A 24,694-nucleotide genomic window follows, 5' to 3' on the forward strand; every position below is an offset into this window, starting at 1 on the left:
GCAGCAGGGGAAGCTGATCCATGCGCCTCGAGTCGATGAGCCCTGGAGCGCGGTGGGCGTACGCGCTCAAACCCGCGAGCTGGCCCAAGGTGCTCGTCCCGGCCGCATACGGGCACGCGGTGGGCGCGGCCGTCGCCGGCCGGCTGTCCGCAGGGGCCCTCGCCTTCGGCGCGCTGTGGATGATGGCCGACGTCGCCTTCGTCGTGCTCCTGAACGACTGGGGCGATCGCGAGGTGGACGCCCTCAAGCGACGCATGTTCCCGGACGGCTGCTCGCCGAAGACCATCCCGGACGGCATCCTTCCCGCCAAGGCCCTCCTGCTCGCCGGGCTCGGGGCCGGTGTCTCCGCGTTGCTCATGGCCTGGGGGGCCGGCGCCGCGCTCGATCGCCCGCTGCTGCTCCCCCTGGCCGCGCTCGGCCAGCTCGTCTTCGTCGCCTACACGCTGCCGCCGATCAGGCTCAACTACCGCGGCGGCGGCGAGCTCCTCGAGATGGCCGGCGTCGGCGGCGTGCTCCCCGTGCTGCACGCGTATGCCCAGTGCGGCGCGCTGGCGCCGGCGTGGCTCGTCGCGCTCCTGCCGGGGTTGCTCCTGCTCGCGCTGGCGAGCGCGCTGGCCAGCGGGCTGTCCGACGAGCAGAGCGACCGCGCCGGCGGCAAGCGCACCGTGGCCACGCTGCTCGGCAATGCGGCCACGCGCCGGGTCACCGAGGCCCTCGCCGGCCTCGGCCCGCTCCTCTGGCTCGCGGCGTCCCTCCTCGCCGAGGGCGCGCCGCCGCTCTGGTCGGTCGCGCCGGCGGCGGCCGTGGCGCTCTTCTTCAGGGCGCGGCTCGTCGAGAAGAGCCCCGAGGCGGTGACGAACGCCTTCGCCGCGCAGGCGGCCTACAAGCGCGAGCTCCACCGCGCGATCCAGTGGGGCATCGTCGCCCTGTCGGCGGCCGTGCTCGCCGCCGGGCTCCTCGCCGGGGGAGGGCCGACATGACGGGCGTCGCGGTCATCCCCCCGGAGGAGCGCGACGCGCTCGCGCGCCTCACGCCCCTGCTGGGCGCGCGGGCCTCGGTCGCGCCGGGCCGGCCGTGCGCGCCCACCCCCGTCGCCCTTGTCGAGCAGATCGTGAACGGCAGCGAGGACGCCGAGCGGGCGCGCGCCTTTGCCCGCGGGCTCGGCGAGGTGATCGGCGCGGTCGCCGACAACTTCCCCGACAACATCTTCTGGGATGTCGACTACCTGGCCTGCTGCCTGTGGCAGGCCGGGAGCGCGCCCGCGATCGGCGACTTCGCCCGCCGCGTGGTGTCGCTCTGCCTGGGCTTCGGCAACAAGTCGAAGCTGCGCTTCCGCTACGCGCACGACTTCCTCTACGGCTACGACTGGGCTCGCTGGGTGATGCGCAAGCCGGAGGAGCGCGCGGGCATCGGGCCCTTCGACGTCTCGTTCTTCGACTACCTCGACGGCCGGCAGAGGACGCTCGTCGAGCTCGTGGCCAGCAACGACCGCAAGTACTCGCAGCTGAACGGCCGGGAGTACCGCAACCCCTTCTCGTTCATCCGCGAGCCGCCCGAGGAGTCGCAGCTCCACTGCCTGCTCGCCCAGGTCGACCTGATCCCGCTCAAGGCCTGGCGCCTCGACGGCGAGCGCCGCTGGGACCTCCCCTTCACCGATCTGCGCGCCAAGCTGGCCGATCGCCTCGGCCTGTCGCGGGGCGAGGGGCGATGAGCGTCCGGCCGGGCGCGCTTCGAGCGTGGCTCGATGCGTCTCGGCTGGCCTCGCAGCCGAGCATCGCGCTCCCGCTGCTGCTCGGGCAGCTCGTCGGCGCGCGGGCGGCCGGCCGACCGCTCGACGTGGGGACGCTCGCGGCGGTCCAGCTGTTCGGCCTGCTGAACCAGCTCTTCATCGTCTACGCGAACGACGTCGCCGACCAGGAGACCGATCGCCGCAACCGGACCGCCACGCCCTTCTCGGGCGGCTCGCGCGTGCTTGTCGAGGGGCGCCTCTCGCCCCGCGCGCTCGGCGCCGCGGCCGTCGTGTGCGCCGCGGCGCTCGTGGCGGTCTCAACGGCGCTCGCCGCGGCGCTGGCGACGGCCGCCGCGCCGCTCCTCGTGCTCCTCGCGATCACGGCGCTCCTGCTGCTCTGGGCCTACAGCTACCCGCCGCTTCGCCTGTCGTACCGGGGCGGTGGGGAGCTGCTCCAGATGGTCGGCGTCGGCGCGGTCCTGCCGCTCTACGGGTACATCGCCCAGGGGGGCGACCCCGCGCGTTTTCCCTTCGCGCTGCTCGCGTTCCTGCTGCCGAGCCACCTCGGCTCCGCGATCGCCACCGCGCTCCCGGACGAGCCCTCGGATCGCGAGAGCGGCAAGCGGACGCTGCCCGTGCGCGTGGGCGGAGAGCGGGCGGCGCGGTGCGTGGTCCTCCTGAACGGGCTCTCGCTCGTGCTCGCGCCGGTCGGCCTGGGCGCGGTGGGGCTGAGCCCTGGGGCGGGCCTGCTCGTGCCGGCGGCGGCGGTGCTCGTCGTGCTGCTGGCCCGCCCAGCGCCGCCGGGCTCGCGCCTGCTGCTGGTCCGGGTCGCGGCGGCGGGCGCGGCGACGCTGTCGCTGGTCGGCTCGACCGTCATCGCCCTCGCCGCGCGCTGAGGAGCGAGGGCGCGATGTCGCACGAGTTCCTGCTGCTCTCGTCGCTCTTCCTCCTGCCGGGGGGCGTCATCTGGCTCGCGCGCCCGGATCTGCGCCCCCTGATGAAGCGGATGGCGCTCGCCTCGCTGCCGTTCGCGGCGACCGAGCGGCTGTTCTACCCGAGGTACTGGGCCCCGAAGTTCCTGTTCGACCTGGCCGACCGGATCGGGTTCGGCATCGAGGACGTGCTGTTCGTCGTCGGGCTCAGCGGATTCTCCTCGACCGTCTATGCCGTTGTGTTCCGCCGCGCGCCGGTGCCCTGCGCGGCGGAGCGGGCGCCGCGCGTGCGACCGTGGTTGCGTGCCGGCGTGGTGATCGCGCTCGCGCTCGCCGCGGCCGGGGCGCTGGTCGCGGCGGGGGTGCCCGTCCTCTACGCCGCGGTGGCGGCGATGACGGCGTTCGCCGCGGCGCTCGTGGGGGCGCGCCGCGATCTGCTCGTGCCGGGCCTGCTCGGGGCGCTCCTGTCGGCGGCGCTCTACCTCGGCCTGTGCCTCGTCTTCGCTGCGCTCGTGCCCGGCGTGTTCGAGCGCACCTGGCGGCCCAGCGTGCTGCTGCCGGGGAGGGCGCTGCTCGGCGTGCCGCTCGACGAGGTCCTCTACGGGCTCGGCGCGGGCTTCGCGGCAACGGTGTTCCCGGCGTGGGCGTTCGGGTTCAGGTACGGGCACGCCGGAAGCGACGGGGATTGAAATTCCCTCGGCGCTTCCGGCGCGCGTCTTCGGCGAGCGACGCCGTCCATCCGCCTGGACGTCGACGGCCGTAGCTCAGTTCGCGGTTACAACCACCTCTGAGCCATCGTAGGTGACCACTTGATCTGGAGCCGCGGTGACGTCGACGCCGACGCCATGATCGGAGCCCACCCGCACGATCCTGAACGTCCTGCTGGCCGGCATTCCGGTATAGCTCCCCTTCCGTGCGCCGATGGTCAACCTTCCGGCAGACTCGCTCCACGTGAATGGAATCGTCGAGTAGTGACCGTCCTCATAGTCGTAGCTGTCGCCCTCGTCCTCGTAGAGGGTGAACGACCCGTCTTGGCCCGTGTAGATCCGGATCTCCAGCGGGTCGATGCTCTGCGTCGCATACTGGATGCTGGGGCCCATGGGGACGATCGATCCCGCTTTGACGAAGAGCGGCAGCTCGCTCAGCGGCGCGGGAACGGAGGCCGTACGTCCGCCGTCTGTCGTCGAGCCCGTCCAGAAATCGTACCACGTCCCCGCGGGGAGATAGACGGAGCGGCTGGTAGCGCCCGCGGTGGTCACGGGATTGACCAGGAACGCGGGGCCGAACAGGAACTGATCCTTGATGTTGAACACATTCGCATCGCTGGGATAGTCGAAGACCAGGTGCCGCATCATGGTGTAGCCGTCGCTGGTCACCTTCCATGCCAATGAGTAGATGTAAGGCATCAGCCGATAGCGCAGGTTGTCGATCTTGAGGAGGTTGGCCTTGGTGGCGGCGCTCCAGCTGTTGCTGTACAGCTCCCTCGAGCCGCCTCCGTGAATCCGGAAGATCGGGGAGAAGGCGCCGTACTGAAACCAGCGGGTGAAGAGCTCATTGTTCGCGCTGGTGGTCCAGTCCACGTTGTGGCCCCAGTACCCGCCGATGTCCGTGGTCCAATAGGGCATCCCCGCGAGCGAGAAATTGAGCCCGGCGGGGATCTGCTTGGCATAGGTCGCGAAATTGCTGTCGATGTCCCCCGACCAGCACGTCGTGGCGTATCGCTGCTGGCCGGCGAAGGCGCTGCGGGTGAGCACGTAGACTCGCTTCTGCTTCGGGCCGGTGCTGCGCCAGTGCTCGTACACTCCCGCGGCGTGTGCCAGGGGATAAGCGTTCAGGTACAGCGCGCCCTTGCCGAGCGCGGTATCCGCCGCCCGCACGTTCACGGGGTCCGGGTAGGCCTGGGGTTCGGTGTTGTCTGCCCAGATGCCGTCCCAGCCGTGCGGCCCCAGCAGGCGATCATGGATCTGCTGGTACACCAGAGCTCTGGCGGCGGGGTTGAACGTGTCGTAGAAACGGTGGGTGCCGCTGCTGGGGTACAGCGCGCCGATTTCATCGAGCGCGTTGTAGTTGTCCAGCTCTCCCGCCTTCCGCTCGGTGTTCACGCGTTGATACACCGGCCAGATCGATATCATCGTGTGAACGTTGGCCTTGTGCATCTCGGCGATGAGGGCCGCTGGATCCGGATAGCGGCGTTCATCCATGAAGTGGGAGCCCCACGCGTACGGGGTCCAGTAATCCCAGTCCTGAACGATGCAGTCGACCGGAATGTCGTTGTTGCGGTAGCCGTCCTTGATCCTCAGCAGCTCGGCCTGGCTGCCGTACTTGTCCTTCGACTGGAAGAGCCCGTAGGCCCACTTCGGGAACAGCGGGGCTGCGCCGGTCGCGGTGCGGTACTGGGCTACCACCTGGTCGATGCTCGGACCATAGAAGAAGTAGTAGTCCACCATGTCGCCGGCTTCGGACGAATAGCTGTACTTGCTGTTGCTCGACCTGGTCCCGTCGAAGTTCGAGGCGGAATAGTTGTCCCAGAAGATCCCGTAGCCCCTGTTGGACACCAATACAGGAACGTTGATCTCCGTGTTGACGTTGACGATGCGCCGCGTCGTCCCTTTGCGGTTCGCCACGTTGTCCTGGTGCTGGCCAAGACCGAACAACGCTTCGTCGGCGGGTGAGTTGAAGACGGTCTCGACGCGGTTCGTTCTGACCCCCTCGACGGTCACGGGGGTCAAGGTCTTGCTGTCTTCCGACAGGATGACGCCGTCGTTCAGGTCGGCATAGGTGACCAGGCCGCTGGTCGTGTCGACGTTGACCTTCAGCCGTGAGGTGGTGATCGTCACGGTCCCCTGGTTCTCCGCGACGCAAAAGCTCGGTTTGTCCCACTCGTTGTTGACGGATAGAGAGTTCTTGTCAGGGGGCGAAGAGGCGGTGGTGTACTGGACCCTGATGATGCTCTCGTTGCAGACCTCCAGCCTCAGCAGGCCGCTCTCCAGGTTGAAGGTGACGCCGGCGGCGTCGGCGGCATAGAGCTCGGTCTCTGGAGGGGCAGGCGGGCAGACCAGCTGGTCGTCGTCGCCTCCCTGGCCTCCGGAGCCGCCGCCGCCGCCGACCCCGGCCGCGCCGCCTGCGCCGGCTGCGCCGCCTGCGCCGCCGCCGCCCGCCCCGCTGGTCGTGGTCGTGCCAGCGGCGCTGGCTGACGCACCGCCGGCGCCCGGACCGGGGTTGCTGGACCCGCCCGAGCACGCGCCGCCGAGCGGCAAGAGGCCGATCAGCGCCGCGCAGAGATAACGGTCCATCAAGTTTCGCATGATTCCTCGCAAGCAACAGAGTGCATGAGTGCTCCCGACTTCAATGGTTCACGCCAGCTGTAAGAGCGCGGACTGCCTCCATACGGTCGCGGCGCGGAGCTGTCTTCGCCCGCGCTTCGCGTCGCTGAATCAGCATGAGGGCGCCTGGCGACAGCCCGCTTGACCCCTCGCTCGGGAGAGGCGGAGCGCGCGGCGGAATACGGCGCGGAGACGCCGCTGGCGCCGGAAGAACGCTGGGGGCGACCTGAACCGCTGCTTTCGAAGACGGAGCCGAAGGCGCAGGGCGGCCGGCCGCGTACTCGTGATCAGATCGCCCTGACGGGGATCTTGTTCGTGCTCAAGGCGGGTCCCACGAGAGCACCGACCGCAAGAGCTCGGCTACAGCGGCATGGCTCGCTGGCGCGGACTGCGCGGCTGGCAGCAGGCGGGCGCCCTGGGGCGTAGCCTGGCTCCGTGATGAAGAAGCGCGATGAGCGCGGTGCGCACCCAACCTCCCGCGTGGCTCAGCCGGAGCCCCGGACGGGCCGATGTGATGACACCGGTGCGCCCGAGGAGCGCCTGAGCGTGGCCCGCCGCAAACTACGTTACTCCGCTCCCGAGGTTGCCATCCGGCCACACCGCCAGGTTCGCCGGATCCTTGACGAAATCGTGTCCGGTGGACAGCATCCAGGCTTTCACGACAGGCCTCGAATACGCGATGTCTGTCGTGTCCTCTGGCGGATCGCCCTCGGCACAACACCAATCACCCTCGATCAGCGATCGCTTTCTCGAAGGCCAGGCGAATAGAGCTGGTGCAAAAATCGATGAAGAGCGAACAGATGACGAAGATCTCGGTGCCCAGGGCGACCGAGGAGGCCGAAGCGAAAGGATACCCCTCGACTGCAATGTGAACGCTCACATTGCCGATGTCAATTCCAATCTACCGGCCCGCGGGCATCGTCGAATCCGGGGGAGGACGAGGCTGGCGGGGCTCCTCCGGAGCGCCGCGTCAAGAGGGTGAGCGCTGGATCGCGGTCATCGCCGGACCGCCAGACCCGCTCGCAGCGTCGGAGGCAGCCCGATCAACCGTCAAGAAGGCGTGCGCGAAGAGCGCGAGGGGGGATGTGGCGGTGCCCGCCGGTGAAACAGCGAGCCTCCTCGTGGTCAAGGCGGACCTCGCCCGTCGCCGTCTCTCGAAGCGCCCTTCAATCGAACAGCGACCTTCAACGGCACGGATCACGTCGATCGAGCAGGCACGCTTGCTTCAGGGCCCGCTCCACCGTCTTCAATGCGGGTCGCGGCCTGGTCCCGAACGTTGTGCTCTCGGGCGCTCCGTGCGTTGGTATCGGGTACGATCCTCGGTGGATGACAGCCGCGCAACGCCGCGGCGGTGCCGTCCTGGAACGCCGAAACGCCGGGAGCGCCAGGGGATGGTGCTTCCCCTGGCGCTCCCGGCGCCTTCGTCATCGGATGGGCGCGGGCGGCGGCGTTTCGCTCGCGAAGCCTCCCGCGGTCGGGGGGATCGCCCGCGCCCGTCGCGTCACGGCAGCATCAGGACGCACTCGGTCCGGCAGACGGGGCCGCCGGCGCCGCCGCCGCTCGGCTCCTCGCAGATGGTTCGGACGATCGCGCCGGGGGGGCAGGTGGCTCCGTCCACACACTCGATCCAGCAATCGCCGGGCGGGTACGCGTCGGCGCCGCCCATGCCGGTGCCGGTGCTGCTGCTGCTGCTCTCGCCGGAGCAGACCTTCTGCTCGATCATGCCCGCGGGGCAGTAGGGCTCGACGGGCACGCACTCGGTCCAGCAATCGCCGGGGTAGGGCATGGCGCCCGCGCCGGTGCCGGAGCTGCTGGAGCTGCCGACAGCGACGGAGCTGCCGCCGCCGCAGACGGTCTGCGGGATGCTGTTCGGCGGGCAGTAGGGCTCGGTGGGCACACAGTCGGTCCAGCAGCCGCCGCCGGGGAAGGGCATGCCACCCATGCCGGTGCCGCTGCTGCTCGTGCCGGGCACGGCCTCGCCGTCCTCGCAGATGGTCTGCTGGGTCGTGCCCGGCGGGCAGTAGGGCTCGACAGGCACGCACTCGGTCCAGCAGTACTCCTGGCCGGGGTACGGGCTGCCGCCCGCCATGCCGGTGCCGGAGGAGCCGCCGGCGCCGCCGGCGCCGCCGTAGCCGGTGCCGGTGCTGCCGGAGCTGCCGACCGAGACGGCGCTGCCGCCGCAGACGGTCTGCGGGATGCTGTTCGGCGGGCAGTAGGGCTCAGTGGGCACACACTCGGTCCGGCAGCCGCCCCAGTCGCCGTCGTAGGCGCCGGTGCCGCCGACTCCGCTGCTGCCGACGGTGCCGCTGCAGACCGTCTGCGGGGTGGTGCCGGGCGGGCAGTAGGGCTCGGTGGGCACGCACTCGGTCCAGCAACCGCCGTCAGGGGGGCGCGGCGCGGCGAAGCCTGGATCGGTGCCGCCGATGCCACCGCCCGCGGTGCCCCCGCCGGCGCCGCCGGCGCCGCCGGTGCCCGCCCAGCCGCCCGAGCCGCCGACGCCTACGCTGCTGCTCGTGACGGAGGAGCCGCCGTCGCAGTAGGTCTGCGGGGTGGTGCCGGGCGGGCAGTAGGGCTCGGTGGGCACGCAATCGGTCCAGCAGCCGCCGCCGGGATAGGGCCGGCTCGCGCCCCCATCGGCGCCGCCGGTGCCCGCCCAGCCGCCCGAGCCGCCGACGCCGACGCTGCTGCTGGTGACGGTGGTGCCTTCGTCGCAGAAGGTCTGCGGGGTTGTGCCGGGCGGGCAGTAGGGGCCGACGGGCACACACTCGGTCCAGCACGGCTCGGAAGGCATCGGCATGCCGCCAGTGCCCCAGCCGCCGGAGCCGCCGACGCCGACCGTGGTGGTGCCGCCACACACGGTCTGCTCGATCGTGCCCGGCGGGCAGTACGGCTGCGGCGGGATGCACTCGGTCCAGCACTCGCCCGGATCGACGGGGATGGCGGTGCCGCCGGCGAAGCCACCCTGGCCCGAAGACGTGGTGCCGCCGCTGCAGATGGTCTGTTCGCTCCAGTCAGCAGGACAGATGCTGTCGGGCACACACTGCTCCTCGCACATCTCGCCGATCTCGCACGGTGAACAGACCGTCTCCCAGTGAAAGCCAGGTCCGCAGTCGGGCTCTGGTGGCGGTGGGGGCTCGTCCACGCCCCCACAGCCCTGCCCCTTGGCGCCGGTGAGCACAACGAGCGCGGAGAGCGCAACCAGACCCTGGAGAGAGGAGCGAGCGGCTGACGAACGCGAGATAAGAGAGGAGAAGATCGCGAAACGCATGGGGGTACTCCATCCTGCGTGCCTGTGCGAGACACGCGATCAAGGAACGATGGCTCTGCGCCGCAGCCTGCGGGCGCTGCTGCGCGCGGCGTCTCAGCGCCGACTCGGAGAGCTCGCGTGGGGATAAAGCACTGGACATGCCAGGCGCGTCCGCCTGCTCGGTAGCGTCGACGGCCGCACGGCCCGAGGCATATCGGCCGGCTTTTCGCGGTCGCGCGGCGCCCGCTGCGCGCATCCGCTCAGCGCGATGGGGCGGCAGTGTGACGGGGAGCGCTGGCTACGTGTCACGTTGAGCCAACTGGCGCCACAGGGGGTGCCGGGAGGCAAGGGGATGGAAGGATGGGGGAATTTTTTTCTTGAGTGAGCTGGGTTACGCGGCCCAGGGGGGATGACCCGACCTAGGTTGAGGTACGGATGACCGACCCTGAGGTACGGATGACCGACCCAGGTTGAGGTTCGGCCGGGGATGACCCGACCCAGGTTGAGGCTAGCCGCGACCCAGGTTGAGGTTCGGCAGTAACTGAGGTGGTGACCCAGGTTGAGGTGGTGCTCGCGAGGTGCTCGCGCGTCCCAGGTTGGGGCAGCGCCCCGATCGAGCGCGGAGCTACCGCGCGGAGGCGGGCCGCACGTAGGGCAGCCGCGCCGCCACCTGCCGGACCTCCGCGGCCCCCTCGAGCAGCTGGGCGATCGGATCCCACGTGCCCCGGATCAGCGACTCGCGCGCGCCCGGCTTGATCGTGAAGGGCACCGTGAGATCGCTCCCCGCCCGGACGACCTGCCCCTGCAGGTCGACCGTGACGGGGGTCGTCGGGTCGGCGTTCACGCGCGCCACGAGCGCGGCGCGGTCCTCGCGGCTCACCGAGACGCAGGGGATGCCGAGCGTCGTCGAGTTGCCGAAGAAGATCTCGGCGAAGCTCTCGGCGATGACGGCCTTGAAACCCGCCTTCGCGATCGACTGCGGCGCGTGCTCGCGCGACGACCCGCAGCCGAAGTTGCGATCGGCGATCAGCACCGTCGCCCCCGCGAAGCGCGGGTCGTTCAGCGGGTGCTCCCGCTTCTCGCCGCGCTCGTCGAAGCGCACGTCCTTGAAGAGGTGCTCGCCGATGCCGTCGAAGGTGACGCACTTCAAGAAGCGCGCCGGGATGATGCGGTCCGTGTCGATGTCGTCCCCCGGAACGTGAACGGCGCGACCGGTGACGGATTGAATCAAATCGAGTGCCATTGGGATCTCCCTCGGGTGCGAGCGTCGTCAGATTCCGAACACGTCACGAGCGTCGGCGATCTCGCCGCGGACGGCGGCCGCCGCGACCATCACCGGGCTCATGAGCACGGTGCGCCCGGTGGGGCTCCCCTGCCTGCCCTTGAAGTTGCGGTTGGACGACGACGCGCACAGCTCATCCCCGATGAGCTTGTCGGGGTTCATCGCCAGGCACATCGAGCAGCCCGGCTCGCGCCACTCGAAGCCCGCGTCGCGGAAGACCCGGTCCAGCCCCTCGGCCTCGGCCGCGCGCGCCACCTCCATCGACCCCGGGACGGCCAGCGCGCGCACGTGCGGCGCGACCCTGTGCCCCTGGATGCGCCGCGCGACCTCCCGGAAATCCGACAGGCGCCCGTTCGTGCAGCTCCCGATGAACGCCACGTTGATCTTCGTCCCCTCGATCGGCTTGCCGCCCTCGAGCCGCATGTACTCGAGCGCCTCGCGGATCAGCGCCCGCTCGGACTCGTTCGCCACGTCCTCGGCCGCCGGGACCTTCTCCTTCACCGAGATCGCCTGCCCCGGCGTGATGCCCCAGGTGACCGTCGGCGCGATCTCGCTCGCGTCGATCCGGACGACGTCGTCGTAACGCGCGTCCTCGTCCGACGCGATCGAGCGCCAGTACTCGAGCGCCTTCTCCCACGCCTCGCCCTTCGGCGCGTACGGACGCCCCTTCATGTACTCGAACGTCACCTGGTCCGGGTTGACGTAGCCGACCCGGGCGCCGCCCTCGATCGACATGTTGCACAGGGTCATCCGCTCCTCCATCGAGAACCCCTCGATGGTCGACCCGCCGTACTCGTAGGCGTAGCCCGTGCCGCCGGACACGCCGAGCCGGCGGATGATCTCGAGGATGATATCCTTCGCGTAGACGCCCGGCCCGAGTTTGCCCTCCACCTGGATCCGCCGGACCTTGAGCCGCTGGAGGCTCAGCGTCTGCGTGGCGAGCACGTCGCGCACCTGCGTCGTCCCGATCCCGAACGCGATCGCGCCGAACGCGCCGTGCGTCGACGTGTGCGAGTCGCCGCACGCGATCGTCATGCCCGGCTGCGTGAGGCCGAGCTCCGGGCCGATGATGTGCACGATGCCCTGCTTCCCCGACTCGAGATCGAAGAACGTGACGCCCTGCTCGGTGCACGCCTTCTTGAGCGCGTCGACCATCCCCTCGGCCAGCGTGTCCTTGAACGGCCGCTTGCGGTTGTCGGTCGGGACGATGTGATCGAGGGTCGCGAACGTCCGCTCGGGCATGCTCACCCGCAGGCCGAGATCGCGGAGCATCCCGAACGCCTGGGGGCTCGTCACCTCGTGGATCAGGTGAAGGCCGATGAAGAGCTGGTCCTCGCCGCTCGGCAACGTGCGGACTTTGTGGAGGTCCCAAACCTTGTCATAGAGACTCTTACCCATGATGGCCTCTCGCGGTGCGCTGGAATCGGGTGAAGGGGGGTGAAGGGGACGGCGTGCGAAGCGAAGCGGACCGGCCCGACGCCGGCGCCAGGGCGCGCCAGCGGCCTCCCTCGAAGGCCGCCGGCCGCCGCCGGTCTGGCGGTGCAACGTCGGGCGGGCGGCATGACTATGCGGGCGCGAGAGAATTAAGTCGAATGAAACTTTTTTCACGATCGATTAAGTAAAGCTACATGGACGCGTCGCTGCTCCCCGCGCTCGAGGATGTGCTGATGGTGGCCCGGTCGGGCTCGGTCGCCGAGGCGGCGCGGCGGCTGCACAAGACGCCGTCGGCGATCAGCCAGCAGGTGCGCCGGGTGGAGGAGCGCTTCGGGGTGGCGCTGTTCGAGCGCGACGGGCGCGGCGTGCGGCTGAGCCCGGCCGGCGAGGCGGCGCTCGGCGCGATCACGCGGCTGTTCGACCAGGCGGAGGGGGTGTTCGAGCTGCTCTCGGAGCTGGCGGGGGAGCCGTCGACGACCCTGCGCGTGGCGGCGAGCGACTACCTCGGCAAGGGGCTGCTCGTGCCGGTGATCCGCCAGATGCTCGAGAAGCGCGCGCCGGTGCGGTTCGCGATCACGACGGCGAACTCGGTCGACGCCGCGCGGGGGGTGGAGCGCGGCGAGGTGGATCTGGGCCTCGCGTCGGCGTCCTCGGCGGGCGGCGATCTCGTGAAGCTGCCGCTGTTCGTGCAGCCGTTCCTCTGGGTGGGGCCGCGGCTCAAGGGCTCGGCGCCGGCGCTGCGCGAGCGGCTCCGGCACGAGCCGCTGCTCCGGCTGGCGCCCGGCAGCGTGGGGCGGCGGATGCTCGACGCGTACCTGGATCGCGAGCGGATCCGGCCCATCTCGACGATCGACGTGTCGAGCGTGTCGCTCCTTGTCTCGTACGTCTCCGGCGGGCTCGGCATCGGCCTCGCGCCGGCGCTCGCGCTGACCGAGGTTGCGCGCTCGCGGCTCGACGTCGAGGTCGCGGAGGTCGAGCCGCTGCCGGTCGAGCTGATGACGCGCGAGAATTTCCGGCGCAATCCGATCGTCGAGCGCTTCGTCGAGCGGCTCGCCGCCGAGGGGCGCCGCGCGGAGCAGCGGACGCGCGCGCTCCTCGGCGGCTGACACCGCGCGAGGCGCGCCGCTTCTCGTCAGATCGACGGGGGCGCGACACGAGGGCTCGCTTCGTCGACCGGAGCGCGCGCCCCGGGGCGCCAGAGCGACGGTCGGCCTGAGTGGCTCCTCAGGGCTCGCGCGTGTTGCCGCGTGTGTCCTTCAGCATCACGTCGTGGACGCCGCCCTCGTGGATGCTCACCGCGGACGCGACGGTCAGGCGCGCGCGCATGTACAGGTCGCGCAGCGAGGTGGCGCCGCAGTTGCACATCGTCGAGCGCACCTTGGCGAGGGTGACGTCGAGGTTGTCCTTCAGCTTGCCGGCGTACGGCACGTAGCTGTCGACGCCCTCTTCGAACTCGAGCTGATCCTTCTTCTTGCTCGTATCGCCGTGGTCGTAGCGCTGCCAGTTGCGCGCGCGGTTGCTCCCTTCGCCCCAGTACTCCTTCATGAACTGGTTGTTCACGCGGACCTTGCGCCCGGGCGACTCGTCGAAGCGCGCGAAGTAGCGGCCCATCATGACGAAGTCGGCGCCCATCGCGAGGGCGATGGTGATGTGGTAGTCCTGGCTGATGCCGCCGTCGGAGCAGATCGGCACGTAGACGCCGGTCCTCTGGAAGTACTCGTCGCGCGCCTTGGCCACCTCGATCACGGCCGACGCCTGGCCGCGGCCGATCCCCTTCTGCTCGCGCGTGATGCAGATCGAGCCGCCGCCGATGCCGACCTTGACGAAGTCGGCGCCGGCCTCGACCAGGTAGAGGAAGCCCTCGCGATCGACGACGTTGCCGGCGCCGACATAGGCCGGCTTGCCGAGCGACTTCACGAAGGCGATGGTGTCGCCCTGCCACTCGGAGTAGCCGTCCGACGAGTCGATACAGAGCACGTCGGCGCCCGCCTCCACGAGCGCCGGCACGCGATCTCTGTAGTCGCGCGAGTTGATGCCGGCGCCGACGATGAGGCGCTTCTCGTGATCCACGTTCTCGAGCGGGTGCGCCTGGTGCGACTCGTAGTCCTTGCGAAACACCAGGTACTGGAGGTGCTGCCGCTCGTCGATGACAGGCAGGGTGTTGAGCTTGTGACGCCAGATGAGCTCATTCGCCTCCTGCAGATCGAGGCCGACCTTGCCGCAGTGGATCGACTTGAACGGCGTCATGATCTCGCGCACCGGCGTGCTGAGCGGCGTCTTGCCGAGCCGGTAATCGCGGCTCGTGATGATGCCGACGAACCTGCCCGTGGGCGTGCCGTCCTCGGTGATCGCAATCGTGGAGTGGCCCGTGCGATCGGTGAGCGCGAGGACGTCGCCGAGCGTCGCGTCGGGGCGCAGGTTCGAGTCGCTCACGACGAACCCGGCCTTGTAGTTCTTCACGCGCCGCACCATGGCGGCTTCCTCCTCGATGCCCTGCGAGCCGTACACGAACGACAGGCCGCCGCAGCGCGCGAGCGCGATCGCGAGCTCGGCGCCCGAGACCGACTGCATCATCGCGCTGGTGATCGGCACGCTGATCGTGAGCGGCGCGAGCCTCGGATCCGGCGGCGTCGCGCCCGGATCGGCCTTGAACCGGACGACAGGAGCCGTGAGATCGACGTTCGAGGGGACGCAGTCCTTCGTCGTCAGATTCGGGACGAGCAGGTACTCGCCAAACGTCCTGCTCGGCTCATCGTAGATGAATGCCATGTCGGCTCCTAGTGCAAGGATCCCCGGCTGTCAAACGCGAGCGACGTCGCTCTCCCGTGAAAGTCGTGTAATATCGATGGTTTGCGGGGCAACGGCGGGCTCTGAGGGCGGCGCGAGGGGCGAGGCGGCCGGGGCCCGGCCGCCCGCCAGCGTCGCGGCGAGGCGGCGCAGGAGCCCGGGCGGATGACCGGGCTCCCTGGGGGGCGGAGCTAGAGCGGGCGCACCGGCAAGCAGAGATCGCAGCGGAAGTTGTTGGTCTTGGGATCGTGGAACTCGCCCTGGTAGAGCTCGAAGCAGGGCCGATGGTCGGGCTGATAGCCGCTCTCAGGGAGCCACTTCCCGAAGAGCTGGTCCCAGGCGGCGCCGATCGTGCGCGCGTCGCCGACCCACGCGCCCGCGGCGTACTTGCCGCCGGCGATGTCGGTCACGTTGACGTCGCCGTCCGCCTTGAAGTCCTGCGGGATCACGATGGCGGCGTCGAGGCGGCACTTGGCAGGCTCGGTGACCTTGGGGTTGTCGTGCGCGATGCTGAGGCAGATGCGGTCCGGGGTCCACAGATCGCGGGCGCTCGCCCAGCGGATGAGCCGTTGCCAGGCCTCGCCGACGCCCCCTTCCGGGCCATAGGGGCCGACGGTTCGGACATAGGCCACGTGGTAGCTCGGCAGGGTCTTCACGGTCACGTTCATGATCTCCTCCTCGTGTTGGCGGGCGTCCGCGCCCGACGAGGAGGCATCTTGGTCGGGCGCGCAGGCCGCTGCTTTGCACGGATTGCGCTCGACTTGACCTGGCTTGCGATCCGCTTGCCGCGCGTTGCGCGCGTGCGCGGCGCCGCCGTTGCGCCAGGCGGAGGCGCTCATGCCGAAGCGCTCCTTGAAGGCGCGCGCGAAGGCGCTCGCCGAGCTGAAGCCGTTCTCGAGGGCGATCTCGAGGATGTCGGCGCGCGGCCGCTGCACGAGGTGGCTCGCCGCGGTCTCGAGGCGCGTTCGCTGGATGAACTCGCGAAGGTTCTCGCCCGTGATGGACTTGAACACGCGGTGGAAGTGAAACGGCGAGAACGCCGCCACCGCGGCCAGCGTGTCGAGGGAGAGGTCCTCGGCGCGATGGGCCTGGATGTAGTCGACCACGCGGTTGACCCGCCGCTCGTACTCGGCGCGGCTCCTGTCGGACGTTGCCACAGGCGGAGGGTAGCTGATGGCTGGTTGCAGAAAAAAGTGCCTCGGTGGCGACCGCACCCAGGTTGCGGCGGCGACCGCACCCAGGTTGAGGTGATTGATCGGGCAGAAGACGACCACACCCGGGTTGCTACCGACGAAGGTCGAGGCCGGGCGACCACACCCAGGTTGCGCGCACCCACCCAGAGCGCGCTCCTCGGTTTGTGTGAGCGCAGGTTCCGCTATCCAGCCGATGGCGCCAAGGCTAGCAGCCGTCGCTGCGACAGCGGTCCAGGTGGCGGACCACGTGGCGGCCGTCACCCGTCGTACCCGTCGCGCCGGCATAAGTCATTGAAATGATTGATCACGATCTCTGGCACGGCATTTGTTCGTATGCCCAGGCCATGAGCCAGCCTCGTGAAATCGCTCCCGGCGCCACCTACCTCATCACCCGTCGCGTCCTGCGCCGGCATCTCCTTCTCCGCCCGGATGCTGCCCTCACCCAGTTCCTGGTCTACACGCTCGCCGTTTCGACCCGTCGATTTGGCATCGAAGTCCACGCTCTTTGCGCGATGTCAACGCATCTGCACCTCGTCGTGACCGATGTGCAAGGCGTTTTGCCGCGCTTCTTGCAGTTTTTTCACCGCATCGTTGCGCTTGGAACGAAGGTCCTCCGCACGTGGGAAGGACCGGTGTGGGACCACGAACCCACGAGCGTGGTGCGGCTGCTGACGCGCGCGGCTACGGTGGAGAAGATCGCCTACGTCATCGCGAACCCCGTAGCCGCTGGCCTCGTCCGCCACGCGCACGAGTGGCCGGGGGCCAAGTCGGATGTGAGCGAGCTCGGCGGTGGCGCGCTCCGTGCAGCGCGTCCCTCCGTGTATCTTGATCCAGAGAATCGGCAGTGGCCGGAGGAAGCAACGCTTTCGCTCACGCTACCACCCGCCATCGAGCACGACAACGCAGAAGGCTTTCGCCGTGAAGTCGCAGCCGAGCTTGAGCGACAGGAAGCGCAAGCCCATGCGGATTTGCAGCGGCAAGGGCTCCGATTATTAGGCAACAAAGGCGCCAGTACGGTCTCCCCTTACAGCCGCGCGACGAGCTTCGAGGCGCTGCGCGATCGCAATCCGACGTTTGCCGTCGGCCGTAACCAGGGCGATGCATGGCGAATCGCTGGTGCCGCTGTGCGAGCGTTTCGTGCGTCATACCGTGCGGCGCTTGAACGATGGCGCGCCGGGGTACGAAGCGCCGTCTTTCCGTGGGGGACGTGGTGGATGCGCATCTATCACGGTGCCAACGTGGCGGACGTCGTGATCGCGATGTAGGCACTTTGGCGGTGCGTCACAGCGCCACAGCAGGGCGGGCCAAGGCGCCGTCGTGGGGAAGGTCCGTCTGGGGAAGGTGAAGCGAGCGGGAGCGTTCTCGTGGCGCTGGGGATGGATTGCCGCGCTGGGCTCGCGCGAAGCCGGGTTAACGTTGTGGTCGGATGAATCTGAGCGAAAGGCACCTTGGGTGCCGGTGAAGTAGACCTGCCCAACCGATGGAGCGATCCGGCTGGGGCCATTCGGGTTAGGTTCATGGCGGATGGTCGACCGAGCCAGGTCGTCTCAACCCGGTTCGACCGTCTTCAGCTGCCCCTCTTTACCTGGTCGAGCGGTCTCGGCAGCCCGGCAGACCTCAACCTGGGTCAGGCCGCAGGCCTCAACCTACTAGGTCGGGTCGGGCGGGGCGGTCTGTCTGGATTGGGTCGGGTCGAGCGGCGTCCGGCAGGCCGCAGGCCTCAACCTGGGTCGGGTCGTCTACTGGAGCTCCAGCTCGACGAGTCGGATCTCTCCCTCCAGGAACCCCGTCTCCCGGAAGTACGTCACGTACTCCACCCGCCCTCCTTCCCGCGCGAGCTCCGCGTGCACGAGGCCGGCATACGGCCACGCCTCCGGGATAGGCGGGACCTCGGCGGTGACAACCACCGCGCTGTCCGACCATGGCCCCTCCGGCGCCGGCGCCGTCCGGAGGGAGATCTCCGACGATACCGGCTCGCTGTACAGCGCGATGTACCTGCCGACGTGCTCGTTCCAATGCACCGACATCATCGGTGCCCCCGCCATGACCGGCTCCGCCTCCTCATGGCCCTCCACCCAGCGCCCGTCCGAGAAGAACCGCCACGCGGCGCGCTCCGTTGCCTCCGCGAGCGCGGCGCGCGCGACGAGGCACGGGCACGTGAGACCCGAGCACGCGCAGGCGTAGGCGTAGAGCATCCCCCCGCGGACGAGCGCCGCCGACGTGAGCGAGGGCTCATCCGCGCCGAAGAGGAGCGTCGGATCCGCAGCGCCCGGGCGTACCTCCGGGCGCGCGAGCGGCGCATCCAAGCTCTCCCAGACCGCGATCGACGAACCCTGCATGTCGAAGTCGAACACCCCGAGCCGCCCCGTCACCTTGCTGTAGAAGACGAGCGCACGGCCGGTCGCCTCGTCGACGACGATGGGTCCCGGCCACAGCGCATAGCGCGCTCCGCAGTCCTCATCGCACGTCTCCTGCGCCCGAGGGTCGGAGTGCGCGAGGTTGAACTCGAGCTCCTCCTCGGTGAACGGGAGGAACTCCCGCGGCGCGCCGGCCGCGTCGAGCGGCTCGGTGAGCGACGAGAGCCCATCCGACGCATCCAGATCGTCGGTCGCGCAGAAGGTGCTCGACCTCCACAGCGCTCCGTCTTCCCCCGGCATCTCCAGGGTCGTGTCGCCGAACACCCACACCGATCGGTCGCCCCACCGCGCGCTGTAGCCGCCGTCCCGCCCTCGAATCGCCGGGGCAAACTCCAGCGCACCCAGGTCGCGCACCGCACGCACCGCTGCCTCGGGCGCGTCCCCGCCACACCCGGCGCACAGGAGAGCGAACCCCGCGGCTCCCATGGTCCTTCGATAACGCATGCGCGCGAGGGTACCATGGGGAGCCAGAACGCCGCCGCCGTCGGCGTCGCTCCGCCGCCGGACCACACGCGACCGCGGCGCCGACGGGCCGCCGCGCGCGCGGGGGCTCTGGCGTGGAGGACGGCTGCGATCCGCAAAAGGCGAGGGGAGCTACTCCGCTGCTCGGCTCACGGTCCGGAAGACCACGATGTCTCCGCCGCTCTCAGATCTGCCGGCAGGCGGCAGCGCAGCGGCGGCACTCGTCAGCGCATGTCTTCATCTGCGTATCACCCGTGAGCTTATCGCAGCTCGCCGCGCACTGTTCGCAGAGGCTCGCGCACACGCTCATCATCTGGGTGATCTGCGGCGAGCTGCGCAGGAGGAGCTTCGACGTCGCCTCGCAGATGTCGGCGCAGTCCTGGAGCAGCCGCATGTGCGGGGCGCTCACGTGAGAGCCTCCCATCTCGAGGCAATACTGCGCCGCGTGCGTGCAGATCGAACCACAATCCTGGGTGAACCGGGCCACCTCCCGGAACGATCTGTCCCCCGGAAACTTGATCATGAGAACCCCCCTCGACCCAACTGGCCGCCTCTCGCCGCGAGTACGCCTCGCGACAAGGCGGCAACTTCGGTATCTGGAGGGTGCATGGATTCGATGGCTTTCGCATGTCGGGCCATCCCGCATATAGGCCTCGGAACAGCGACCGACGCCGAGACCGCCGTGCCCTGAACGCCCCTCGCGAACAGCCGGGACGCCGCGAGGCATGCGCGAACGCCTTGCCCGAACGGTTGTTCCCGCCCTGGTCGCTCTCTCTGCGCGACAGCGCGACACCACGACACGCTAGCTCGCGATCGACGCCCGGACGTCGACGGTCAGATCGGCGAACCGCATCGGAGCGGCTGGATCGAGCAGGGTGGCGGTCCGTCAGGACGGTGCCTGAACACTAGTACAGCGTTCCCCAAGTTCGTCCCTGGATCGGCGATGTGCCAGCCCCGCTACGAGCTGAGCCGGCCGGGCTTACGAACAAGGCGAGTTCGTCGCTGGCCGTCGATGCAACGCCGGCGGCGCAACGTCAGCGCCGGGCCAGCTACTCGATAGGCGCGAGCGTCCAGGGGAAGTCGGTCATCATCAACTTGAGCAAGTCCTGCCACAGGCCGCGGAAGCCGGTCTTCTCCCACTTGCCGGTGTGGGTTGCGATCTCGAGCGTCCAGAGGTGGACGGTGTCACGGCGCAGTCTGGCGTGCGCGATTGGGTCGGTTTCAGGACCCGACTCGATGATCACCAGCTGCCCGTACTTCCGGGCCCTCAGGTGGGGCAGTCCGTGCGCTTCGAGGTAGGAGCGGACCGCGGCGGCGTGCTCCGGGGCGGCGTGCGGCTTGGACATCGGCCCGCACGGAAGCTCAGGCTGCGTACGATGGCAAGGTCGCCCTCCACTGGCCGCGGAACTTCCAGCGGAAGGGCCGGGCTTGGTGCGCGTTCCAGTGGCGCACGAAGCCGAGCACGCACCGGCTCAGCTCCTCGGCGGAGGCGAAGGAGGCGTGCTTGAGAACCCGACGGCTCAGGATGCTGAACCACAGCTCGATCTGATTGACCCACGACGCGTGGATGGGCGTGTAGACGAAGTGGAAGCGCTCGCCGTGCCGCGCATTGAACTCGTTCCACCTGGCGCCGTGGTGGATGTTGAGGTTGTCCCAGATGATGTAGACCTCGCCCGTGGGGTAGCGCTTCGCCACCTCGTCCATGAACGCGAGCAGATCGGCGGCGGTGCGTGTCGGTCCACAGCGCGACACCACCTCGCCCGTCTTGACGTTGAAGGCGCCGATCAGCGTGAGCGTGCCGTGGCGTTGGTACTCGAACTCCCGGCGTGCGGCTTTTCGGCTGCGGCACGGCTGCATGGGGAACCGATGCTCCAGCGCCTGCATGCCGGTCTTCTCATCGACGCACAGCACGGTCGCGCCTGCGGGAGGCTCCAGGTACAGCTTGCAGATCACCTCGACCTTGGACCGGAAGTCCGGGTCCGGGCTGTGCAGCCACAGCCGGACCCGATGCGGTCGGAGGCTGGCTCCCTGCAGCACGCGCCAGACCTCGGTGCGGCTCAGCTCCACCTTGGTCTCGAGCTTCAGGGCCTTGGCCAGCTGGTCCAGGGTCCAGACCTGCTCGAACGGGACCTTGTGCTCATCGGGGCGGCAGCAGGCCAGCTTGATGAGCTCGTAGTGCACCGCGGTCGCCACGCGCGGCGGTCGGCCCGTGCGCGGCTTGTCCTGCAGCACCGCCTCGTCCGCGATCGCTGCGACCCGGTTGCGCCACTTGCGCACCGTCTTGATGTCGCAGCCTACGGCACGCTGGATCTGCTCGTTGCTCCATCCCTCGTCGGCCAGGAGCGCGATCCGGGCACGCTGCGCTTCGCGCTGCGAGGTCTTGGGCGAACGCGCCGTCTGCTGCAGCTTCTGGCGCAGCGGCGCGGGCAGCAGGACGGTTTTTGCGCGAGCTCGGGGCACCTACGCGCGTGGGACCTGCCCCGAGCCGAGGGCTTCAAAAACGCATGCGATCGCAGGTGACCCGGCAACCTCGCCTCGCAGAACTCAATGCGCTGCGCGTGCTCGCCACGCTCTGGCCGCGCACGACCCCGATGGGCTCGGCTGGCTCACCTCGGATCCAGGGACGAACTTGGGGAACGCTGTACTAGCACCCAGGCGCGCGGCAGATACCCATCTTCAGGCGGGCGATCTCCTGGAGCTCCTCGGCGATCTCGAGCGTGCGCATCGCGGCGGCGCGCGCGAGCGCCTGGGCCTCCTCGGTGTCCGCGAGGCGCGTGAGGAGCCGCCGGCCCATCTCGTGGTGATGGCCCTCGTCCGGCTGGATGACCTCGCGGTAAAGGCGCGCGGTCTCGGCGTCGCCTTGCGACTCGCAGTAATCGATGAACGCCTGGTTGTGCACCTTCGCGAGCGCCTCCCGCGTGAACTGGCCCGCTGCGACGCGCTCGACCGTGGAGCCGAGCCCCTTCAAGTACCCGAACATCGGCGTGGGCGGCCCGAACTTCGCCGGGATGGCGCCGGGGTCGACGCCGAGCGCGCGGAGCCGCTCGGCGATGAGCCGGTAGTGCCTCGCCTCGTCGCCGCACTGGCGGGCGAGGGCGAGCTTCACCTCCACGTCGGTCTCGGTGGTGAGCCAGAGCGCAGCCTCCTCGGTCGCCTCGAGCTCCTTCTTGAGCGCGGTCGCGAGCAGCGCCGGGACGCCGACGCCGCTCGCCGGCTCCGCCGCGCGGGCCACTGCGTCGATGTGGGCGAGGCGCTCACCGACCTTGCGGTCGAGCTCGTCGAGGAATTCCTCTGGCTTCATGCGGGACATGATGGGCGCGCCCCGTGCGGCGGGTCAATAGGCCGCGCTTCCGGCGGCCAGGGGGGTGTACCCTCCTCGAATGGCCTGGAGCTTCCTGCCGTCGTGGATCGATCTCGAGTCGGTCTCGATCTCGTTCGACCTCCCCGCTCGCGCCGTCCTGAGGCGCACCGGAATCGCCGCGCTCGCCACGTCGAGCGCGACGGCGCTCCGCCTGACGCTCGCGCCGGCGCTCCTGCGGATCACCTTCGAGCCGTACCTCGTCATCAACCTGCCGCCGCCGCTCGGCGACATGGGGCTTCAGCAGGTCGAGTACGACTTCCGTTCAGGCGCGATGACGCCCAACGTCTTCTACACGGGAGGGCTCGTCCGGGTCGGAAAGGGATCGGCGGAGGACGAGGCGCGCGCCTTCATGCGCGGACTGGTCACCTCGACGCCCATGGCCATGCCCCCGTACGACCCCACAAGCGATCCCGATCTCGTCGTGACGGTGCGTCAGGTGCTCTCGAACCTCGAGGCCGGCGGCAGCACGGCCGTGCGGGGCGCCCGCTTGTCTGCGCGGCTGACGCTGCACCAGGAGCTCGCGGGCGGGGTGGGCTCGGACGGGTTCCGCATCCCGGCCGGCGCGACCATCGCGGCCAGCGTCGATATCGAGGGCACGCGGCAGGAGATCGAGACCGCGCCGCGCGTGCAGCGCATCGAGGTCGACTGCTCCTCGGCGGTGCTCCACAAGAGGGGAGTCGACCAGGCCGACGTCCGTCGCTTCGTCGTGAAGCGCGGCGGCGAGATCGCCGTCGAGCGGGTCGAGCCGCTCGGCGCGGCACGAAACGCGGCGGGCGCCGAGTCGCTCGTGCGCCTGTTCAGCGCCCTGGTCGCGGGCGGCGGCGTCGCGCTCGACCCGCAGCGCCTCGGGCCGAGCGTCGTGGAAGGGCTCGTCAAGGAAGAGATCGCGCGCGCCCTGCGCCCCGCGCTCGTCGAATGGGTGCAGCAGAACGCGGACGTCGTCGTGGGGATGGACCTGCGGCAGGTGCTCGGGATACCGGCGGCGGGAGGCGACGTGGCATGACGACGGGGAGCGTGGGCGCTCGGAACGTGCGCGCCGCGCTTCTCCGGGCGCCGAGCGCCGGAGGGGTGTTATAAGCTCCGGAATGCGACTCTCCGCGATCCACATCTATCCCGTCAAAGGTTGCCGGGGCCTCGCGGTCGACGAGGCCGCCGTCGACGCGCTCGGCCTCGCGGGCGATCGGCGGTTCATGATCGTCGACCCCGAGGGAAAGCCCCTCACGCAGCGCCCGCTGCCGCGCATGGCGCTCATCGAGACGCAGCTCTCCGAGAGCGCGCTCACGCTCGGCTTCGCCGGCAGGCCGCCGATCTCCGTGCCGCGCAGGGCCGAGGGTGCGCGCGTGCTCACGGTCGAGGTCTGGAGCAGCAGCGGCCTCTTGGCCGAGGATTGCGGTGACGAAGCCGCCGCGTGGCTCAGCGGCGTCCTGGATCACCCGGCGCGGCTCGTCCGCATCGGCGAGGCTTTCCGGCGGCCCGTCCTCAAGGCCTCGGTGGCAGGCCCGGAAGACGTCGTGTCGTTCGCCGACGAGTTCCCGCTGCTCGTGATCTCCGAGGCCTCGCTCGCCGATCTGAACGCTCACCTCGAGGGCCGGGGCGCCGCGCCGTTGCCGATGGATCGCTTCCGGCCCAACCTCGTCGTGAGCGGCTGCGCTGCCTTCGACGAGGACCGGTGGGGCCGCGTCCGCATCGGAGACCTCGTGCTCCGCGCCGGCGGCCCGTGCGCCCGCTGCGTCGTCACCACGACCGATCAGCGCACCGCGGAGCGCGGCCCGGAGCCGCTCCGCACGCTGGCCACGTACCGGCGCGACGCGCAGAAGCCCAGCGACGTGAATTTCGGGCAGAACTACATCCAGGAGACGAAAGCCGGCACGTTGCGCGTGGGGGACGAGGTGACGGTCGTGTGACCGAGCGCCCGAACGGCTGCTGCATGGCGGCTCCTAAGGTGTCGCGGCGGCTGCGGGGAGGGGATGCGGCGGGCCTGCCTGCGCGGCGCGGATCGCGGCGTGGTCGTGATACAAAGGGCCCATGAAAAAGCACGCGCTTCGTTCATGGATCGTCTCGCTCGCCGTTGTGACCCTGCTCTCCTTCGTGTCGCTCGGCAGCGCGTACGCCGGAGAGGCGGAGAAGAAGCTCGCCCTGGAGCTCACGCACCTCGTGATGCCCAAGGACGTCTACAATGCGCTCCTCGATCAGCTGATGACCAACATGGGAGCCTCGATGCAGCAAGCGGGCGCGAAGATCTCGCCCAGGGACGCCAGCAAGCTGAAGGCGGTGGTCGCCGAGGTGCTGCCGTACGACGAGCTCGTTCAGTGGAACGTCGAGATCTATGCGGGGAAGTTCACCGCCGATGAGCTGAAGGAGCTCATCAAGTTCTACGGCACCCCGGTAGGAAAGAAGGCCGCGAAGCTCCTCCCGGAGATCAGCGGCGAGGTGGGGAAGAAGGTCGGAACGGTCATCGTCCAGCGGATGCCCGCGGCCATGAAGAAGGCCGGGATCCAGTAGAGGGCGCGGCGCTCGGCGGTGCGCT

General features: G+C 69.6%; 20 protein-coding genes. 9 read left to right on the forward strand and 11 right to left on the reverse strand.

Features of this window, described 5'->3' with window-relative positions; translation table 11 throughout:
• The first annotated feature begins 20 nt into the window (after positions 1 to 20).
• Genes WME95_RS00465 through WME95_RS00480 form a run of 4 tightly spaced genes read left to right on the forward strand, consistent with a single transcriptional unit; the run spans position 21 to position 3,350 of the window.
• Entirely contained in the window at positions 21 to 980 is a 960-nt protein-coding gene (locus WME95_RS00465) for a prenyltransferase (protein ID WP_437906435.1), read from the forward strand.
• Complete coding sequence (locus WME95_RS00470; RefSeq protein ID WP_437906436.1) at positions 977 to 1,711, forward strand: ferrochelatase; 735 nt, start codon at positions 977 to 979, stop codon at positions 1,709 to 1,711. Before WME95_RS00465 ends, WME95_RS00470 begins: the two co-directional genes overlap by 4 nt.
• Positions 1,708 to 2,625, forward strand: a complete 918-nt coding sequence (locus tag WME95_RS00475; protein ID WP_437906437.1) for a prenyltransferase — start codon at positions 1,708 to 1,710, stop codon at positions 2,623 to 2,625. Before WME95_RS00470 ends, WME95_RS00475 begins: the two co-directional genes overlap by 4 nt.
• Before the next feature lie 14 nt (positions 2,626 to 2,639).
• On the forward strand, positions 2,640 to 3,350 hold the full coding sequence (locus WME95_RS00480) for a lycopene cyclase domain-containing protein (protein WP_437906438.1): 711 nt from the start codon (positions 2,640 to 2,642) through the stop codon (positions 3,348 to 3,350).
• Positions 3,351 to 3,425: 75 nt separating this feature from the next.
• On the opposite strand, the gene WME95_RS00485 is transcribed toward WME95_RS00480, so the two are convergent.
• From WME95_RS00485 to leuC, 4 genes are all read right to left on the reverse strand, one after another.
• On the reverse strand, positions 3,426 to 5,954 hold the full coding sequence (locus tag WME95_RS00485) for a glycoside hydrolase family 31 protein (RefSeq protein WP_437906439.1): 2,529 nt from the start codon (positions 5,952 to 5,954) through the stop codon (positions 3,426 to 3,428).
• Positions 5,955 to 7,485: 1,531 nt separating this feature from the next.
• Positions 7,486 to 9,021, reverse strand: a complete 1,536-nt coding sequence (locus tag WME95_RS00490; protein ID WP_437906440.1) for a hypothetical protein — start codon at positions 9,019 to 9,021, stop codon at positions 7,486 to 7,488.
• Between the two features lie 835 nt (positions 9,022 to 9,856).
• Positions 9,857 to 10,474, reverse strand: a complete 618-nt coding sequence (gene leuD, locus WME95_RS00495; protein ID WP_437906441.1) for a 3-isopropylmalate dehydratase small subunit — start codon at positions 10,472 to 10,474, stop codon at positions 9,857 to 9,859.
• A 27-nt stretch (positions 10,475 to 10,501) separates the two neighbouring features.
• The gene (leuC, locus tag WME95_RS00500) at positions 10,502 to 11,911 is read right to left on the reverse strand and encodes a 3-isopropylmalate dehydratase large subunit (protein ID WP_437548551.1); all 1,410 of its coding nucleotides are present in this window, start codon (positions 11,909 to 11,911) and stop codon (positions 10,502 to 10,504) included.
• Positions 11,912 to 12,141: 230 nt separating this feature from the next.
• Between leuC and WME95_RS00505 the strand changes: the two genes are divergently transcribed.
• Entirely contained in the window at positions 12,142 to 13,053 is a 912-nt protein-coding gene (locus WME95_RS00505; protein ID WP_437906442.1) for a LysR family transcriptional regulator, read from the forward strand.
• Positions 13,054 to 13,171: 118 nt separating this feature from the next.
• Here the strand turns inward: WME95_RS00505 and WME95_RS00510 are convergent, their stop codons facing one another.
• Positions 13,172 to 14,716, reverse strand: coding sequence for an IMP dehydrogenase (locus WME95_RS00510; protein WP_437548554.1), 1,545 nt, complete (start codon positions 14,714 to 14,716; stop codon positions 13,172 to 13,174).
• Between the two features lie 209 nt (positions 14,717 to 14,925).
• Positions 14,926 to 15,891, reverse strand: a complete 966-nt coding sequence (locus WME95_RS00515; protein WP_437906443.1) for an AraC family transcriptional regulator — start codon at positions 15,889 to 15,891, stop codon at positions 14,926 to 14,928.
• A 380-nt stretch (positions 15,892 to 16,271) separates the two neighbouring features.
• Between WME95_RS00515 and WME95_RS00520 the strand changes: the two genes are divergently transcribed.
• A complete protein-coding gene (locus WME95_RS00520) occupies positions 16,272 to 17,192 on the forward strand; it encodes a transposase (RefSeq protein WP_437911123.1) in 921 nt (306 codons plus the stop codon).
• A gap of 474 nt (positions 17,193 to 17,666) precedes the next feature.
• Here WME95_RS00520 and WME95_RS00525 read toward each other — a convergent pair whose 3' ends face one another.
• The 5 genes from WME95_RS00525 to WME95_RS00545 form a co-directional block, all read right to left on the reverse strand.
• Positions 17,667 to 18,788 carry a DUF4185 domain-containing protein gene (locus tag WME95_RS00525; RefSeq protein WP_437906444.1) on the reverse strand — a complete coding sequence of 374 codons (1,122 nt, stop codon included), beginning with the start codon at positions 18,786 to 18,788 and terminating at the stop codon, positions 17,667 to 17,669.
• Positions 18,789 to 18,990: 202 nt separating this feature from the next.
• The gene (locus WME95_RS00530) at positions 18,991 to 19,329 is read right to left on the reverse strand and encodes a four-helix bundle copper-binding protein (RefSeq protein WP_437297157.1); all 339 of its coding nucleotides are present in this window, start codon (positions 19,327 to 19,329) and stop codon (positions 18,991 to 18,993) included.
• 526 nt (positions 19,330 to 19,855) lie between these two features.
• Positions 19,856 to 20,152 (reverse strand): hypothetical protein, encoded by a 297-nt coding sequence (locus tag WME95_RS00535; RefSeq protein ID WP_437905973.1) that lies wholly within the window; start codon positions 20,150 to 20,152, stop codon positions 19,856 to 19,858.
• A gap of 16 nt (positions 20,153 to 20,168) precedes the next feature.
• Entirely contained in the window at positions 20,169 to 21,266 is a 1,098-nt protein-coding gene (locus WME95_RS00540) for an IS630 family transposase (RefSeq protein ID WP_437905972.1), read from the reverse strand.
• Between the two features lie 184 nt (positions 21,267 to 21,450).
• On the reverse strand, positions 21,451 to 22,107 hold the full coding sequence (locus WME95_RS00545) for a ferritin-like domain-containing protein (RefSeq protein ID WP_437906445.1): 657 nt from the start codon (positions 22,105 to 22,107) through the stop codon (positions 21,451 to 21,453).
• A 79-nt stretch (positions 22,108 to 22,186) separates the two neighbouring features.
• Here WME95_RS00545 and WME95_RS00550 point away from each other — a divergent pair, with 79 nt between their 5' ends.
• The 3 genes from WME95_RS00550 (at position 22,187) to WME95_RS00560 (ending at position 24,669) form a co-directional block, all read left to right on the forward strand.
• Positions 22,187 to 23,170: a hypothetical protein gene (locus tag WME95_RS00550; protein ID WP_437906446.1), complete on the forward strand. Its 984-nt coding sequence runs from the start codon at positions 22,187 to 22,189 to the stop codon at positions 23,168 to 23,170.
• Positions 23,171 to 23,252: 82 nt separating this feature from the next.
• Positions 23,253 to 24,071, forward strand: a complete 819-nt coding sequence (locus WME95_RS00555; RefSeq protein ID WP_437906447.1) for an MOSC domain-containing protein — start codon at positions 23,253 to 23,255, stop codon at positions 24,069 to 24,071.
• A gap of 121 nt (positions 24,072 to 24,192) precedes the next feature.
• Positions 24,193 to 24,669 carry a DUF2059 domain-containing protein gene (locus WME95_RS00560; protein WP_437906448.1) on the forward strand — a complete coding sequence of 159 codons (477 nt, stop codon included), beginning with the start codon at positions 24,193 to 24,195 and terminating at the stop codon, positions 24,667 to 24,669.
• Positions 24,670 to 24,694 lie beyond the last annotated feature (25 nt).

It is taken from the genome of Sorangium sp. So ce327, from assembly GCF_051530205.1.
GTDB classification, from domain to species: Bacteria; Myxococcota_A; Polyangia; order Polyangiales; family Polyangiaceae; genus Sorangium; species Sorangium cellulosum_B.